The organism is Streptomyces sp. NPDC058880, from assembly GCF_042742535.1.
Classification (GTDB): domain Bacteria; phylum Actinomycetota; class Actinomycetes; order Streptomycetales; family Streptomycetaceae; genus Streptomyces.
Window position 1 is genome coordinate 19,533 of the sequence record NZ_JBHYMC010000006.1, and the last position, 12,947, is coordinate 32,479.

At 71.8% G+C, this 12,947-nt stretch carries 12 protein-coding genes and 1 pseudogene; 3 read left to right on the plus strand and 10 right to left on the minus strand.

What is annotated here, in order from left to right; translation table 11 throughout:
- Window positions 1–583: 583 nt before the first annotated feature.
- Complete coding sequence (locus ACFW2G_RS05505) at window positions 584–931, minus strand: GNAT family N-acetyltransferase (RefSeq protein WP_384581501.1); 348 nt, start codon at window positions 929–931, stop codon at window positions 584–586.
- A gap of 36 nt (window positions 932–967) precedes the next feature.
- Window positions 968–1,912, minus strand: a pseudogene (locus ACFW2G_RS05510) (pirin family protein); the annotation flags it as partial.
- A 100-nt stretch (window positions 1,913–2,012) separates the two neighbouring features.
- Between ACFW2G_RS05510 and ACFW2G_RS05515 the strand changes: the two are divergent.
- Window positions 2,013–2,513 (plus strand): carboxymuconolactone decarboxylase family protein, encoded by a 501-nt coding sequence (locus ACFW2G_RS05515; RefSeq protein ID WP_384445075.1) that lies wholly within the window; start codon window positions 2,013–2,015, stop codon window positions 2,511–2,513.
- 58 nt (window positions 2,514–2,571) lie between these two features.
- On the opposite strand, the gene ACFW2G_RS05520 is transcribed toward ACFW2G_RS05515, so the two are convergent.
- Window positions 2,572–2,733 (minus strand): hypothetical protein, encoded by a 162-nt coding sequence (locus ACFW2G_RS05520; RefSeq protein ID WP_384445073.1) that lies wholly within the window; start codon window positions 2,731–2,733, stop codon window positions 2,572–2,574.
- Window positions 2,734–3,048: 315 nt separating this feature from the next.
- On the opposite strand from ACFW2G_RS05520, the gene ACFW2G_RS05525 reads away from it, so the two are divergent.
- Window positions 3,049–3,534, plus strand: coding sequence for a DUF664 domain-containing protein (locus tag ACFW2G_RS05525; RefSeq protein ID WP_384581474.1), 486 nt, complete (start codon window positions 3,049–3,051; stop codon window positions 3,532–3,534).
- Between the two features lie 314 nt (window positions 3,535–3,848).
- On the opposite strand, the gene ACFW2G_RS05530 is transcribed toward ACFW2G_RS05525, so the two are convergent.
- From ACFW2G_RS05530 to ACFW2G_RS05560, 7 genes are all read right to left on the minus strand, one after another.
- Window positions 3,849–4,598, minus strand: a complete 750-nt coding sequence (locus ACFW2G_RS05530) for an MBL fold metallo-hydrolase (protein WP_384581472.1) — start codon at window positions 4,596–4,598, stop codon at window positions 3,849–3,851.
- Between the two features lie 114 nt (window positions 4,599–4,712).
- A complete protein-coding gene (locus ACFW2G_RS05535) occupies window positions 4,713–5,693 on the minus strand; it encodes a GlxA family transcriptional regulator (RefSeq protein ID WP_384445067.1) in 981 nt (326 codons plus the stop codon).
- 49 nt (window positions 5,694–5,742) lie between these two features.
- Window positions 5,743–5,919, minus strand: coding sequence for a hypothetical protein (locus tag ACFW2G_RS05540; protein ID WP_384581470.1), 177 nt, complete (start codon window positions 5,917–5,919; stop codon window positions 5,743–5,745).
- Between the two features lie 38 nt (window positions 5,920–5,957).
- Window positions 5,958–6,467, minus strand: coding sequence for a TspO/MBR family protein (locus tag ACFW2G_RS05545; protein ID WP_384581468.1), 510 nt, complete (start codon window positions 6,465–6,467; stop codon window positions 5,958–5,960).
- Window positions 6,468–6,665: 198 nt separating this feature from the next.
- Window positions 6,666–8,345, minus strand: coding sequence for a sulfite exporter TauE/SafE family protein (locus ACFW2G_RS05550; protein ID WP_384581466.1), 1,680 nt, complete (start codon window positions 8,343–8,345; stop codon window positions 6,666–6,668).
- On the minus strand, window positions 8,342–9,673 hold the full coding sequence (locus tag ACFW2G_RS05555; protein WP_384581464.1) for a tetratricopeptide repeat protein: 1,332 nt from the start codon (window positions 9,671–9,673) through the stop codon (window positions 8,342–8,344). The genes ACFW2G_RS05550 and ACFW2G_RS05555 overlap by 4 nt, the downstream gene beginning before the upstream one ends.
- A gap of 92 nt (window positions 9,674–9,765) precedes the next feature.
- Window positions 9,766–11,280, minus strand: a complete 1,515-nt coding sequence (locus ACFW2G_RS05560) for a DUF4331 domain-containing protein (protein WP_384581498.1) — start codon at window positions 11,278–11,280, stop codon at window positions 9,766–9,768.
- Window positions 11,281–12,039: 759 nt separating this feature from the next.
- Here ACFW2G_RS05560 and ACFW2G_RS05565 point away from each other — a divergent pair.
- The gene (locus ACFW2G_RS05565; protein ID WP_384581462.1) at window positions 12,040–12,894 is read left to right on the plus strand and encodes a DUF4394 domain-containing protein; all 855 of its coding nucleotides are present in this window, start codon (window positions 12,040–12,042) and stop codon (window positions 12,892–12,894) included.
- The last annotated feature ends 53 nt before the right edge of the window (window positions 12,895–12,947 follow it).

Genomic DNA, 12,947 nt, shown 5'->3' on the forward strand with positions numbered 1-12,947 from the left:
GCGTCGATCGGTGGCACGGCGCCGCCCGGTCGCCCCCTCCGTCGTCGTGGACGCTGCCGCGGAGATGGCCGGGCGGGCGCTGACACGGGACGGTGGGCGAGGACCGGACTCGGGGAGCGGGCCCCTCGTACCCGCCACACCGGCCCAGATGCCGCCCCTGCCCGGACCACCAGCCGCCCTCACGAACCCGAGATGGGTGCACCTCTGACGTTCGCGGGAGTCCGCCTCCGCCCCCCGGCAGTTCCCGCCGCGGGCGTCCGCGGCTCCGTCGAACTCGTCGGGCTCGTCGACGATCGGCCCCCATCGGGCCGTGACGGCCTTCCACTCGGAGGCCGGAGGGGCGGAACAGTCCGCACCCCAGCCGGCCGGGGAGCGATGCCGCGGTTTCGAGGGTGCCCTTCCCCCACCGCTCGAAGCCGGCTTCGCGGCCCGGGGTCGAGGCGGCGGGCCACCAGCAGGGTCACCTCGCGGTGCCGGGAGCAACGGTGCAGCGCTCACGGCCGGCCGCGGTCGCCTCCACTCCTTGTGAACACACCGCGCTCGACCGCACCCCGCACCCCGCACCCTGTGTTCCCGCGGGGGCTCACCGTCCCAGCTGGGCGTCGAGCCAGGTGAGGGCGTCGGGGGTGACGGGGTCGGTGATGTCGGCGAACTCCTGGTGCTTGGTGAGGAACTTGGCGACGTAGGGGCAGACGGGCACGATGCGCTGGGCGGAGGCGCGGACGTCGGTCAGGGCCTGCTCGACGAGGATCGCGGCGAGTCCCCGGCCGGCGTAGGCGTCGTCGATCTCGGTGTGGAAGAACACTCGCTGGTCGTCGCGGTCGCGGTAGGCGGTCAGGCCTGCCCGCTCGCCGTCGATGAGGATCTCGTAGCGGTGGCGGGCGTCGACGCGGCGGACGACAGGGGCGGCGGTGGAGTTCCGGTCGGTCATGGCGGAGGCGTCCTGTCGGTACGGGGTCAGCGGGGGGGGGGAAGGGTTCTTGCGGGGGGCGATGACGGCATTGGGCAGGGCGGGGGCGGGCAGCCGTTCACCGGGGTAGCCGTCGACGGTGCCGAAGCGGTCGGAGGCGCGCTCCCACTGGTCCCGCGCCTCGACGATGTCCTGGTGGCTGCGGCCGATGAAGTTCCACCACATGACGACCTCCTCCTCGAAGGGCGGTCCGCCCAAGAGGACCGTCCGGGCCGGGCGATCGGAGTCGTTGGCGAGGGCGAGGGTGGTGCGCCCGGGGGCGGCGTAGCCGAGTTCCGCCGGAAGCAGGGGAGTTCCGTCGAGGCGGACGTCGCCCTCGTCGACGAGGAGTCCGTGTTCGAAGCCGGGGTCGACGTCGAGGGTGACGGTGGCACCGGCGTCGATGAGGACCTCGGCACCGAGCAGCGGGGTGAAGGTGCGCACGGGGGAGGTGTCGCCGGCGAGGGTGCCCAGGAAGACCCGGAGTTCCGCGCCGTCCCTCCGCAGCGGCCCGGGGGCGTGGTGCTGGAACTCGCTCGGTGCGTGCCGGTGTTCGCCGGGCAGGGCCACCCAGAGCTGGACGCCGTGGAGGACGGTGGTGGCGGGGGTGGAGACCTCCGTGTGGCTGATGCCGTGGCCCCCGGTCATGAGGTTGATCTCGCCGGGCCGCACGAAGGCGTGGGTGCCCATGCTGTCGCGGTGCTCGATCTCGCCGCTGAACAGCCAGCTGGCGGTCTGGAGTCCGGTGTGGGGGTGGGGTGCGACGTCCATGCCCCCGGAGTCGGCGACCCGGTCGGGCCCGTAGTGGTCGGCGAAGCACCAGGCCCCGATGAGCGTCCTGGCCCGCTGAGGCAGAGTCCGCCGTACGGTCATCGCCCGTGGCCCTCCCAGGGGGACGTCCCGGGCGGCGAGGACCTCGACCTCGGTCGCCACCGCCCTGTCACCGGCCGCCGTGTGATCCATCTCCCAGCCTCTCCGCCGCCAAAATAGTTTCACTTTCAACAATTGTGGGTGATCATAGTTCCGAAGGCAACCCGGGACAACAGGTGAAAAGGAGTGCGGCGTGAGCGAGACGGTACAGGTCGTGGCGGCCGACCGGGCCGGTGATCGGATCTACCTCGACCAGCAGAGCCCCGCCGCCTACCAGGCGCTGGTCAAGGCCGCCGACGCCGTCCGCGCGACCGCTGCCGAAGCCGGACTCGACCGGATCCTGCTGGAGTTGGTCAACCTCCGGGTGTCCCAGCTCAACGGCTGCGCCTTCTGCCTCGACGTCCACACCCGGGCCGCGTTGCGCGCCGGGGAGACCACCCGGCGCCTCGGCGTGCTCGCCGCCTGGCGGGACACCGAGCTCTTCACCGCCCGCGAGCGCGCCGCCCTCGCCCTCGCCGAGGCCACCACCCACCCCGCCGACGCCCTCGCCCAGGAGCGGGCATGCGCGCAGGCCCGCGAGGTCCTGAACGACGACGAGATCTCCGCCGCCATCTGGGCAGCCATCACGATCAATGCGTTCAACAGGGTCTCGATCCTGAGCAAGCATCCGGTACGGGAGACTCCCGCCCGCTGAACCCCTACGGCGCCCTCGCCCAGCCCGCGCCCGGAACGATCCTGGGTCCGACGGGCTGTCAGCAGCCGTCGAGCCCGGCCCCCTGTGCTCCCAGCAGGACCTGGCCCGCCGAGGTGAGGTAGTACAGGACCGAACGGCCCGCGCGCCGGCGATCGGCCCGGCGTGCCTCGCGCAGCGCGGCGAGAGCTCCGGGTGCCTGATGCCGGTTCCGGTCCGCCAAGACGCCCGAGCAGGGGTAGACGATCGCGTACCGCTGGGACGGGCGTGCGTCCCGACCGTCCCCGTCCGGGACGTCCCAGCAGATCCAGCTCTGGTTCAGGGTGACGGTGACGAATATGAGCTGTACCCGAGAGAGTTCCAGAGGAGGGCTGTCGCAGACCGCTGGTCACGGTGCTGGTAGTGGCCGGCGGGGTACGAGAACGCGCGGCCCTGCGCGCAGAGACCCTGTCCGACGGCTCTTGTGGCATCGCCGATCGGTTCGTCGCCGTTCCCCCGTCGGGTGCACGGTCAGTTGCGTTCGCCAGGGTCGGCGATCATGACTCAGAGCAGAACCGAAGCCTGGCCGGAGCCTCCACTTGCCGCCACCGAGGCAGCAACTGTCCTCCGCGCCACACTCGGCCCGTCCACCGTCACTCTGGGCGGCCTCCTCAAGCGCCTGGCGCACACCGAGGACAGCCACTTCGCACGGCTGTGGCTCGGCTCCCCAGTCGGTCTTCCCTGGGACACCCTGGACTGGGACGACAACCCCGACTGGGACTACCGTTCTGCCGCCGAGGACACCCCTGAGCAACTGCACGCTCTCTGGCAGGAAGCGGTCGACCGCTCCCGCGCCATCGTCGACAAGGCGCTCACTACGGGCGGGCTGGACCAACTCGGCGCCTACACCACCCGGAGCGGCGCGCGTTCCAACCTCCGCAGGATCCTCCTCGACCTCATCGAGGAGTACGCCCGCCACGCCGTTCACGCCGACCTCATCCGTGAGTCCGTCGACGGACTCACGGGCGAGGATCCGCCGAGGTGAACCGAACTGCGGCGTGGCGGGATTGCCAGCCCTGATCAGGGCGAGCTCCTGTCGAGCGTTCACGGCCGGAGCCATGAGCGGATCGCGGCGGCGGTCATCCGCGCGTCCACCCCGCCCGGCACAGGTGCCGCACGGCCGCGACGCTCGGGTTGATCACTTCCCCCGCTCCTCGATCCCGTTGACGCCGCCGGTCCGGCTACGGGCGTGCCGTGGACCGATGCGCTGGACGGCTTCCGGGCTCGACCGGTGTGCGGTCGCGGTTTGTGAGGTCGCGGGCCGGCGGTCAGGAGCGAGCCGTGCGCGGGTCTCCTGTGTCAGCTCCTCGTGCGGCTGCCAAGGCGCCCCCGGGAGTGGAGGCGGGTCAGCCGCCGCTCTTCCCGCCGCGCCCATCGGCGGACCCGCTCGGGGTCCAGGGAGGGGCCGTGGCCGACGTGGAGGCGGCTGGGGTTGAGCCCCAGCATGGCGCGCAGGCTCGTGAGGTTGCCCAGCGGGTCGTCGTGGAAGGGCGGGTTCGCCGGTTTGCCGGGGATGAGGCCCATGAAGGAGTTGGCCACGAGGTCGCCGGCGACGAGGGCCCCGTCCTCGGTGAGAACGGATACGGAGCCCGCGGTGTGCCCGGGGGTGGGCATGATCCGTCCCGCCAGCCCGAAGTCCGCCAGGTCGGTTTCGCCTCTGAGCAGCATTCCAGGTTCGAACGGGTCCGCCGCGAGGTGGAGCTTCTTGTTCCTGTTCATCAGGCGGCCCATGGGGCCCGTGGGGAGGTACGGCATCAGTGGCCGGCCGGTGCGAAAGGGGCGGAGGTCGGCGATGTGGCCTGCGACGGGTGCGCCCGTGAGGCGGTGCAGTTCCGCCGCGGAGCCGAAGTGGTCGATGTGGCCATGGGTGATGACGATCAGGGCGAGGTCGGCGGGGTCCACCCCGTGACCGGCGATCCGGTCGTGGATGAGGCGTCCGCTGCCCGGCGTACCGGCGTCGACGAGGACGGGGCGGCGGCCGAGCAGTAGGTAGGCGTTGACCGCGTGCTTGCCGAGCACCGGAATCGGAATGATCTTCGTGCCGGACATGGGGGCCTTTCGTGTACGAGCCGGGGCGGGCGGGCATGCCTCGGCATCCGACGGCCCTGGGCAGGGACGACGGGCCGGGGAGAGTGGGGCTGGGTGGTGGGGGAGGGGGCGGCCTCAGCGGAAGCGGCGGCGGTATTCGGCGGGGGTCGTCCCCAGGTGGCGTTGGAAGCACCGGTGGAGGGTCTGCAGGGAGCCGAGGCCGCTGGCTGCGGCCACGTGCGGCAGAGCGGCGTCGCTCTCCTCGAGGAGGCGCCGTGCGGCCTCCAGCCGTGCGGATTCCACGTAGGCGGCGGGCGTGGTGCCGGTGCGCTGGGCGAAGAGCCGGGAGAAGTGCCGCGTGCTGAGGTCGAGGCGCTTGGCGAGGGCCTCGGCGGAGAGATTTGCGTCGGGGTGTTCGGTGATCCACCGGCGGAGTTCGCCGATGCGGTCCTCGGCGGGGGCCCGGACGGAGAGGGGCACGCTGAACTGGCTCTGGCCGCCGGATCGTTTGACGTACATGACCATCATGCGCGCGGTGGCGAGCGCGAGGGTTTGACCGTGGTCCTCCGCCACCATCGCCAGTGCCATGTCCATTCCCGAGGTGATTCCGGCGCAGGTCCACACCGAACCGGAGCGGATGAAGATCGGATCGGGGTCCACCTCGACCTCTGGATGCGCGGCGGCCAGTTGCGCCGCCGTGAGCCAGTGGGTGGTGGCGCTTCGGCCGTCCAGCAGGCCGGCCGCGGCCAGCACATGGGCACCGGCGCACACCGATCCGGTACGCCCCGCCTGCGGCGCCGCCGTACGGAGCCAGTCGGTGACCACCGGATCGACGACGGCCCGGACGCTGCCGGCTTCGGGCCGAGTGACCGCCCCGGACACCAGGAGGGTGTCCACGCGGCCGGTCACCTCGTCCAGCCGCAGGTCGGAGTGGACCCGCAGGCCGCTGGAGGTGGCTACCGGACCGCCGTCCCCGGTGGCGACCTGAACGGTGTAGCGGGGCGGTTCCTGCTCGGCGACGCGGGACGCGACCGAGAACACCTCGGCAGGGCCGGTGATGTCCAGGAGCTCCACGCCGGGGAAGGCGGCGATCACGACGCGGTGGGGTGCGGTCATGTACTGATCCTCGTTCCCCCAACCGGGCGTCCGCAATGACGAGGTTCTCTCAGATCCGGCCATCGGGTCGGCCGAGCGAGGAGGCGCCGCGGCCGAGGAGTCCGGCCGGCCCGCACCGGGCGGCGGCCAAGGCGGTCCGCTCCTCCCCCTCGGGGCGCTCAGCCGCCCCGGTCACCAGCTGCGCGACGACGCCACGATCCTGCTCGGCGAGGGGCACCCGGCCCACCCGGCCCGAGCGTGACGGTGCTGTCGGACCTACGACGTTCAGTGGTGCGGATTGCGGCGCGCGACAGCCGCGTTCAGCCAGGTGGCGAAGCCACACCAGGCGCCGTACGGAATCAGGGCGGCGGCCGCGGCGGCGTCGGCGCGGGCGGTGCGGCGGATCAGGTCCGCGTTGCTCACGTCGAGCAGCAGTGTGCCCACCAGAGCGGCTTTCGGACTGCGCAGACGGAAGAACACCCAGGTCCATCCCGCGTTCAGCGCCAGGTTCACCGCCAGACTGCCGGCCAGACGAGCCCGGGCGCGTCCCCGTGCGCGGCCGAGCGCTCGGCCGTCGGCGAAGGCGATCGACGCGTACAGCGGTGTCCACACCACGGGGAACGCCGCGGGCGGCGGCTGCCAGGACGGCTTGTTCAGCGCCCGGTACCAGGAGCTGTCGGCGTCCACGGCCTTCGCTCCGGCAGCTGCCGTCGCGGCGACCGCCGCCGCGGTGCACGCGTACGCTCTCCACAGCTCCAGTCGTCCGGCGCGGTCCCCTTCGCTGATCAGCCTCATCTGCTCAGTGTCCCCGAGTCCACCGAGGAGGGCGCTGGTGAACACGCCCGGGGTGTGGGAAACGGCGAGTGGCCAAGCCGTCCGCTCCTGCACGTGCCAGGGCGCCGGCGGGCAGCCACAGCATGGGGTCGAGAACCGCACTGCCCGGTCCACGAGGCCGAGTCGCCAGAGAACCACGATCATCGCCTGACGACCGCTTCAACCGGCCAGGGAGCGGAGGGTGAGCCCGGCTCCGACCAGCACGACGAGGCCGGCGGTGCAGAGTGGTCCGACGCGTGCGGCGGTGGCACGCAGCGTGCGTGCGGCGGTGTTCTTGGGGCTGGTCTGCAGGCGTTCTTTGAGGTGCAGGAGCAAGAGCCCGGCCAGGGTGAGGGTGCCTGCCATGCCCAGTCCGTAGGCGAGGACCAGCAGTACTCCGAAGGCGGTGCGGCCGAGGGCGACGGCGCCCAGAAGGACGACGAGTGCGGAGGGGCTGGGTACCAGCCCGCCCGCGATGCCCATCCCGATCAGGCCCGCCTTCCCCAGGCGGCGGTCGGTGCGGTGGCGGTGCGACGTGGGTTCGCGGGTCTGGTTGTGGGGGTGTGCCGTGTCCGCAGCCGGTTCGGGCAGGACCAGGACGGCGGTCTTTCGTGCTACGGGTGACGGCGCGGGCCCGGCGGCAGAAGGGCGGGCGGACGGCACTGCGGGCTCGCGTCCCCCGCCCTGGCGGTGCGGGCGTTCCTCCTGATCGTGATCGTGATGATGGTGCCCGTGCCCGTGCCCGTGCCCGTGTGCGTGTCCGTGCCTGTGCCCGTGCCCGTGCCCGTGGTGGTGGTGGCCGTGGCCATGCCGGCGGTTGCGGAGCGCTCCGGCCAGTAGCCACAGGCCGATGACGGTGATGATCAGCCCGCTCGTGGCGCCGAGCCAGGCCAGGACGGTTTCGCCCGCGAGGTGGGTTGCCGCGGGGAGCGCAAGGCCGAGGACCAGGACGCCGGCGGTGTGGGTGAGGGTGACTGTCGCGCCGACGGTGACGGCGTCGCGGCGGGTGCCGCGCCGTCCGGCGAGGTAGGCCGCCATGAGGGTCTTGCCGTGGCCGGGGAGCAGGGCGTGGGACGCGCCGAGGACGAGTGCGAGCACGAGTGCCAGGAGTCCCACCGGAATGGTCAGTTCGCGCCGCGCGACCAAGGAGTCGAACCAGCCCGCCACCCGGTCTGCCGTCCGCCCGACCGGGGTGCTCGCGGCAGGCGTGGCGGCCGTGTCGGAGGCGGCGGGCGTGGTGTGCAGTTCGGCGGTGCGCTGGTCCAGGGGGGAGGCGAGCGGGTCCGCAGGGTAGGTGCGAAGTTCACCGGTGGGTGAGGTGGCGGGCAGATCGGTGCCGGTGATGCCCAGTGCGACGCCCCTGGCCGTGATCTCGCGCCAGCCGACGCGGGTGGTGTCATAGGCGGTGCGGACGCTGACGCCGCCACCGCGCCTGAGGGCGGCCGGAGCGGAGAAGGTACAGGTGAGGCGGCTGGTCTGCAATCCTGCCTCGCCTGGCTCCCACGTCAGGGCCGAGGTTTTGGGCTGCCAGCGGGCAGGTCCGGCGGCAGTACGCACCCGGAGTTGGCCGGCCAGTTCGGAGCACCGCCCCTGGGCATACCGGCGGGACTCGGTTTCGGTGAGGGTGCTGTCGTGGTCGGTGTCGATCGCGGGGCGTTCCTGGAGCGCGGCGATTTCGGCGCGGTCGACGACGACCGTGGCGTCGATGCGGGTGGGGTGCAGGACGAGGCCGGTGTGGTAGTTGACCGTGAAGTTACCCAGAGGGTGGGCGGGTGCCGCTGCGGCAGCCGGGGTGGCCGGGCAGCAGAAGACGGCCAGCAGTCCGAGACGGGCGAAGGCTGCGCGGAAGACAGGGTTCATGGGTGGGTGCCGATTCGCTCGAGCAGAGCACGCGCGTGGCCGGCGTGCAGGGGATGGAGGGCGGAGGTGGGTCCGAGGGCGCTTTCGAGGTCCTCGTGCGCCGCGTTGTGGTCGCCCAGCGCGTGACGGATGATGGCGCGGTGGTAGGACCAGAGAGCCTGCCGGGTACCGAGGGCCAGGGCCTGGTCGGCGTGGGCGAGGGCCTCGCGGTCGCGGCCCGCGCGGTGCAGGGACCAGGCGTACGCGTCGTGGACGGCGACGAAAGGCCGCGTCCGCAGGGCCTGTTCAGCCATGGCCACGGCCCTCGCGGGGCTGCCGTGGTCGGCTTCGAAGAGGATCGCGTCGGTGTCGGGAGGGCTGCCGGCCGCTGCCCGCAGACGATCTTGGGCCTTGAGCAGCGCGTACTGTGCGTCGGCCTGCGGCCCATGCCCGAGGACCTGGTGCATCTCGCCCAGGGCCAGCACCACATGCGGCAGAGGCGCGATCTCCACCGCGCGCTGCCAGTCCGCCAGCGCTCGCTCCGACTGGCCCAGGGCTGCCCGGGCGCGTGCCCGGGCATCGAGGAGGGCAGCGTCGCCCGGAGTGGCCCGCAGGCCCTGCTCGGCCTCCTGCAGTGCGCGCCGCGCATCACCGGCTTCCAGGGCGAGGCCGGACAGACAGGCGTGGGCGAACGCACGTTCGCCGGCAGTGGTGGCCGCGGTCAGGGAACGGCGCATGAGGCCGACGGCCCGGTCGGTGATGCCGCGCAGCTCGAAGGTGTAGGAGGCCCGGGCCAGGGAGGCGGCGTCGGGGCGCAGGTCGTTCATCTTCTGCACGGCCTGCTCGGCGTCCCGGTAGTTGCCGAGCTGGGTGTGGGCGTCGGCGAGGACGCCGTAGGCGGCCGCGCCGTAGGGGTCGCCGGCGATCGCCACCTCGGCCTGGGTGCGGGCGCCGGTGAAGTCGTGGCGGGCAGCGGCGAGCGCGGCGAGGCCGGATTCGGCTCCGGTGTTGCCGTGGGTCTGCAGTGTGAGGGAGCGGCGCAGGGCCTTCTCGGCCTTCGCGTAGAGAGCGGGGTCGCCGGTGGCGCGGGCCTGCTCGATGTAGGCCATGCCGAGGGCCGACCAGGCGTTCCAGTCACCGGGCAGTCGTTCAAGGCGTGCGGTCAGGGACTGAACCGTGCCTGCGGGCCGCGCGCCGGCACGAACGGGGGTGGTGGTTTCGGGCGGGCGCGGGCTGACGGGGTCGATGAGGACGGCCCCGGCGGCGAACATCGCGGTGGCCAGTGCGAGGGCGGCGGCGACGGCTTTCAGTCGGCGGCCGGGTGCAGGCGTGCGCGGATCACGGTGCATCAAAAGGTGCCGTTTCTGGGTGAGGTGACGTGCCCCGGGGCCGGACCGGGCGCGGTCCGGCCCCAGGGCCCTGATCAAGGGGTGACGTCACATCAGGCGCGGTTGCGACGTCGCATCCGCCATCCGGCCGCTGCGAGCAGTCCGGCGCCGACGCCTCCGAGCGAGGCCGCGGACTTCTCCTTCGACATGGCGGTGCCCGACGGTCCGCTGTTGACGGACTTGGTGTGTGGCAGGGCCAGGTAGGGGAAGGACGTGCCGAAGGGGACCTCGTTGGTGTTGACCTTGTCGCCGTCGGCGAGCGCGGGGATGAGCTGTCCGCTCTGGGCGGCGCCTTCGACGGCCTGCAGGGAGATGTCGATGACGTCGTCGGTCAACCGGCGCCCGTTGGGGAATCCGGCCAGGTCGCCGGCGAGGACGCCGTACCGGTTCGGGTTCGCGGTCGGGGGTACGGCCATGTTCAGGCGCAGCTCCTCCGCGGGGACAATCTTGCGGAGGTTGGCGTCGCGGTTGAGGCGGTGGGCGTTGAGGTCGGCCTGGATGGGCCCGCACGCCTTGCAAATGCCGGTGAGGTAGATCTCGAACAGGTCGTTGCGGGGTGCGGGCGGGGCCTGGATGCCGTACACCTTCTGGATCAGCTTGGGCAGGATCGGGTCGAGGACCTTGTCGACGACGGGCTGGACGGTGCGGTCCTGGTCGGGGTTGAGCGTGTTGAAGGCGTCCTTGTACTTCAGCGGGACGACGACCTCGTTGACCAGGGGGTTGCCCAGGCGGGAGACCTGCTTCCACTGGTCGCGGTGCTTGTCGCGGGAGTCGGAGAGCTGCACGCCCTTGCGGTCGGTCGTCGACCAGATCCCCACCACCGGGTTCCGGGATGCGTTGCCGCCCAGGGCGAGGTGCTTCTTGGGGATCTGCAGGGCGACGGAGTTGACGTTGTAGCCGGCCAGGGTGTCCTGCCCGCGCTCGGACAGGTCTCCGCCGTAGAGGAGGTCGAAGACCCGCAGGTCGGCGAAGAACGGGTCTTCGGCCTGCCCGGCGAAGGCCTTCCCGCCGCCCGGCAGGCCGCGTACTGCCTGGGCCCGCAGGGAGGCGTAGTTCGGCATCGAGGCCGGCCCGACCCGGGACGGCGCGGCGGGTGCGTTGGACAGCAGGACCTTGCTCCTGCCGCCGCGGGTCTCGACGAGGTCGTAGACCTGCCGGAAGTTCAGGTCGGGATCGTCCAGGGTGGTCACCTGGCCGGTGTTGTAGAGAAATTGGTTCGCAGCATCGCGAATCCGGTTCTTGAACCGCCAGGTGTAGGTGACGTCCGAGTCACCGTCACCATCGTTGTCGATCTTGATGTTGTAGCGGAGGTCCTCGCCGAAGGCGTAGAAGTTCGGGCCGCCGTTGGGTTCCTCGAAGGGGATCCAGTTCGCCAGCAGGGTGACGGTGTCGGACTTGTCGGGGCTGGTGAACGCGTAGACGTCCGTGTTGTCGGCGCGCGGGTCGCCGGCGATCAGCGGCGCTTCGCGGTGGCTGGAGGCGGAGCTGACGCCGGGGCCGATGGTGAGGACGGCCAGCGCGGTCGCGAGTGCGCCGGAACCGAGGACGAGCAGGGAGTGGTCCAGCATCCGGCGCCGGCCGGAGGCCGCAGGTGTTGCCTTCACGAAGAGGGGTTCCTTCCCATCTGACTGCGTACCGGGCGCTGCTTCGGGGCAGGGCGCGGTGGCGCAGGTCCGGGGTGGCGGTCGGCACCGCGGCGAACCGGGAGGTTCGCACTGCCCGGGCAGGGCCAGGAAAGGCAACGGGGACTGGCCGGGCCCGGACACACCATCGCGCAAGGGTTGCGCAGGCCGAAGGAAACCACGCCTGGGTGCCGCCGCGGGGCGCACGGTCGGCCTCCGGCCGACACGGTGGTGCAGCGATACTGGTAGAAGTGCAGTTCAGGGCGCTGAAGATGAAGAGACCGGGCCGCCGCGGAACGCCCCCGACACGACCGGTTGACTTAGGCCGAACGAGTCAACAGCGCACTCCTGCACGTCATGTGCAACAAAGGGCCAGGGCGGGACCTCGGACCGGTGCGGCAGTCGGATCCCCTGCACGACGGGGCCTGTGCGGCAGAGTTCGTGTCCGGGACCGTCCGTCGGGGGCCGGTCTGATGACGCATCCATGCCCGCACTGCCCCCGGTACGTGCACAGGTCGCGCGCCCCAAGGCTGACGACGCGCCGCCAGACCCCCGGCTGGAGCAAGAATGCGTCCGCCGCTTGGGCCGAGAGGGTGGTGTCCGCGCGCACGCCCCATCCAGTGCTGTGGCGCTTTCGAATCCCCACAGGCCGTCGGTCGTCGGGCCGAGGCATCATCATCGGGAGAATCCATGCGCAAGCGCGCCATGACCGTAGTATCCGCCGCCGTGTTCGCCGCCCTGTGTGCGGCACCCGCCCTGGCCGCGGCCGACGCCCCGCCGCAGACCCTGCCCGCCCACGACCGCAAGGCCCTGCACGCCATCGGTCTCACCAGCGACCAGCGCCTGGTCGAGTTCGACGCCCACAGGCCGGACAAGACCTGGCCGCTGGGCAAGGTTTCCGGCCTGTCCGGCGACACCAAGCTCGTCGGCATCGACTTCCGCGTCCAGAACGAGAAGCTTTACGGCGTCGGGGACAGGGGCGGCATCTACACCCTCGACACCTTCAACGCCAAGGCGATGAAGGTGTCCCAGCTGACCGTCGCACTGGCCGGAACCTCCTTCGGCGTCGACTTCAACCCCGCCGCCAACCGGTTGCGGGTCATCTCCGACACCGGACAGAACCTGCGCCACAACATCGACGATGCGGCCGCCCCGCTGACGACCACCGTTGACGGCACCCTCACGCATCCCACCACCCCGACGTCGACGGCCGTGGGTGTCACCGGCGCCGCCTACACCAACAACGACCTCAACGCCGCGACCGCGACGACGCTGTTCGATCTCGACACGATGGCCGACCGGATCTCCCTGCAGTCCCCGGCCAACTCCGGCACCCTTGCCCCCACCGGCAATCTCGGTGTGGAAGCCGCCCTCGACGCCGGTTTCGACATCTACTACAACCCGGCCCTCGGGACGAACCAGGGGTTCGCGACCATCGCAACCGGCGGCTCCTACCGCCTGTACGCGGTCGACGTGCTGACGGGCAGGGCCACTGGCAGGGGCGCCTTCCCGGCCAGGTACCAGGTCACCGACCTGGCCCTGCCGCTCAACCAGAAGTAGCGGCACACCCTGTCGCCCGGCGCGGGCGACCGGTCCCGACCCCGGGACCGCCG